General features: G+C 73.4%; 2 protein-coding genes. Both read left to right on the top strand.

What is annotated here, in order from left to right; all coding sequences use genetic code 11:
• Positions 1-80: 80 nt before the first annotated feature.
• The gene (locus FNH05_RS35925; RefSeq protein WP_144593297.1) at positions 81-434 is read left to right on the top strand and encodes a hypothetical protein; all 354 of its coding nucleotides are present in this window, start codon (positions 81-83) and stop codon (positions 432-434) included.
• Positions 431-2,374, top strand: coding sequence for a YhgE/Pip domain-containing protein (locus FNH05_RS35920; protein WP_144593296.1), 1,944 nt, complete (start codon positions 431-433; stop codon positions 2,372-2,374). Before FNH05_RS35925 ends, FNH05_RS35920 begins: the two co-directional genes overlap by 4 nt.
• The last annotated feature ends 191 nt before the right edge of the window (positions 2,375-2,565 follow it).

Here is a 2,565-nt window from a genome sequence, read left to right as displayed (position 1 = left end):
GGGCGGAACCCGCGACGGGGCTGGAGGGGCGGCTGCGGGTGCGGGAGCTGATGGCCGAACGCCGCTAGATCGGCCGGGGAGTGACCGCGGAGGGTATCGAGTCGGCCTGCGCACTGACCGGTATCGACCCGCCCGCGGACGCACTGGTCGAGGAGCTGGACCCGGCCACCTCCACGCTGCTGGCGGTGGCCCTCACGGTCGCGGAGCGGCCGGCCGCAGTGGTGGTGGACGACGTCGAGCGAGGGTGCACCGCGCCCCAGCGGGACCAGGTGTGGCAGGCGCTGGACCGGGTGCGCGGCCGCGGCATCACGGTGCTCGCCGCGGCGACGGACCCCCCGGTCCGTCCCGCCGCCGTGGTCACCGTCGGCCTGCCGAGCCTGTCGGGGGACCGGTTGCCGGAGCCGGAGGAGGACGAGGAGGAGATCGCCCGATGACCGCCCTGGGACTGGCACTGCTGGAACTGCGCCGTTTCCGGGGGCCGTGGCGCCGGTTCGTCCCGCTGCTGCTGTGCCTGGTACCGCTGCTGTGCGGTGTCCTGTACCTCTGGGCGAACTGGGATCCCTACCGCAGGGCGGACCGCATCCCGGTGGCCGTGGTGAACGCCGACCTGTCCGCGTTCACGCAGCAGGGGGAGCGGGTGGACGCGGGCAGGCAGCTGGCCCGGCAGCTCAAGGCCGCGGGCACCTTCGACTGGCACTTCGTCGGGCCCGGTGAGGCGCACGACGGCCTGGCGAAGGGCCGCTACTACTTCACCGTCACCATTCCGGCCGATTTCAGCGCCCGTCTCGCCACCGCGGGCGACCCCGATCCCCAGCGCGCCGGAATCGTCCTGGGCCTGAACGACGCGAACAACTACCTCGCGGGAATCATGACCGAGGTCGTGCAGCCGCAACTGCAGGAACAGATCAACGCCGCGGTGCACGCCTCCTATGTGAAAGCGCTCTACGGAGAGCTTTCCGGGGTCCGGGCCCAGCTGGCCACCGCTTCCGACGGCGCCCGGCACCTGGTGGACACCACCCGGGTGGCGCAGGAGGGCGCGAAGACGCTGGTGTCGGGTACCGGCGCGCTCCAGCAGGGCGCGGGGCAGGTCGGCGACGGGCTGAAGCAGATCAACCAGGGGGTCGCCGGGCTCGACGCGCTCACCACCGGACTGACCCGGGCGACCGCCGCGGAGCTGCCCGCCGCGGCGGCGACACTGGTCGACGCGGCGAACCAGACCGCACAGGGACTCGCGGCGGTGCGCGCGGGCACCAGCCTGGTCAAGGACGGCACCGCCCGTGCCGTGGCGAACCTGAACCAGCTCGCCGGGGAAGTGCCGGGCCTGCGGGACCACCGCGCGTACCAGGCCGCGCTCGCCGACGCCGAGCAGCTCGACGCCGCCGCGGGACGGATCGACGGCGAGGCCGCCGCGGCCGCCGCCAACGCACAGGAAGCCCTGCACCAGGCCCGGCAGCTTCAGGGCGGGATCGGCGCGGTGCAGCGGCGCGTGCTGGACGCGGCGGCCCCGGTCCAGCTCATCGACACCGGTGCGCGCACCGCCACCACCGGCGCGAACACCCTCACCGGCGGGCTGGCCACCCTGCACCAGGGGGCGGGCACGATGCAGACCGCGGCCGGGCAGGCTCACGACGGCGCCACGGACCTCGGCACTGTCGTCACCGACGCGCTTTCGGAGATCCCGCCCACCAGCCCCGAGCAGGTCGCCCACGCCGCCTCGGTGCTCGGTTCCCCGGTCGACATCGGCCGCACCAACCTGAACCCGGCGGGCCCCTACGGCCGGGGCCTGGCGCCGTTCCTCTTCTCGATCGCCCTGTGGATCTTCGGGCTGGTCGCCTGCCTGCTGCTGCGCCCGGTCAACCCTCGCGCGCTCGCCGGACGCGTGCCCGCGGTCTCGATCGCGGTGGGAGGGTGGCTGCCGGGCGCGATGCTCGGCGTGGTCGCGGCGCTGATCCTTTACGCGGTGGCCGAGATCGGCCTGGGGCTGCACCCCCGGCACGCCGCGGGGACCGTGCTGCTGCTGGCCGTGGCGGCCGCGGGTTTCGTCGCCGTCGCCCACTTCCTGCGCACCGCACTGGGCGCATTCGGCGACGTGCTTTCCCTGGTCCTGCTCATCGTCCAGCTCACCTCGTGCGGCGGCCTGTACCCGATGCCGACCACCCCGCAGCTGTTCCAGGCGCTCAACCCGCTGCTGCCGATGACCTATCTCGTCGACGGGCTGCGGGTGACCCTCTCCGGCGGCCTGGCCGAGCACCTGCTGCGGGACTTCGTCGTCCTCGGCGCCTACACGGTGCTCTTCCTCGCCGCGACCAGCCTGGTGGTGACCCGGCGACGGCTCTGGCGCACCTCCGGCCTGCATCCCGACGTGCAGCTGTGACCCCGGGAACGGGGGGTCCCCTCACAGCCCTATTTGCCAGGGTCCCGGCAAAGTCGCGTGAGTGTTGGCCGTGAAGGGTCCCTTCACAGTCGATTTGACTGTGAAGGGACCCTTCACGGCTTTGCCCCGTTCCCCCGGCCGGGGGTGGGGGTTTGCACAGGGGGTTGCGGGTTGCCGTGAGGGGTCCCCTC

It is taken from the genome of Amycolatopsis rhizosphaerae, from assembly GCF_007713715.1.
In the GTDB taxonomy this organism is placed as follows: Bacteria; Actinomycetota; Actinomycetes; order Mycobacteriales; family Pseudonocardiaceae; genus Amycolatopsis_E; species Amycolatopsis_E rhizosphaerae.
Note: the sequence above shows the minus strand (reverse complement) of the source record. Positions and strands in the feature narration are given on the sequence as shown.

Bases quoted from the DNA above. Each gene is read 5' to 3' on its own strand.
- FNH05_RS35920 (WP_144593296.1), top strand. From the start codon at position 431: ATGACCGCCCTGGGACTGGCACTGCTGGAACTGCGCCGTTTCCGGGGG.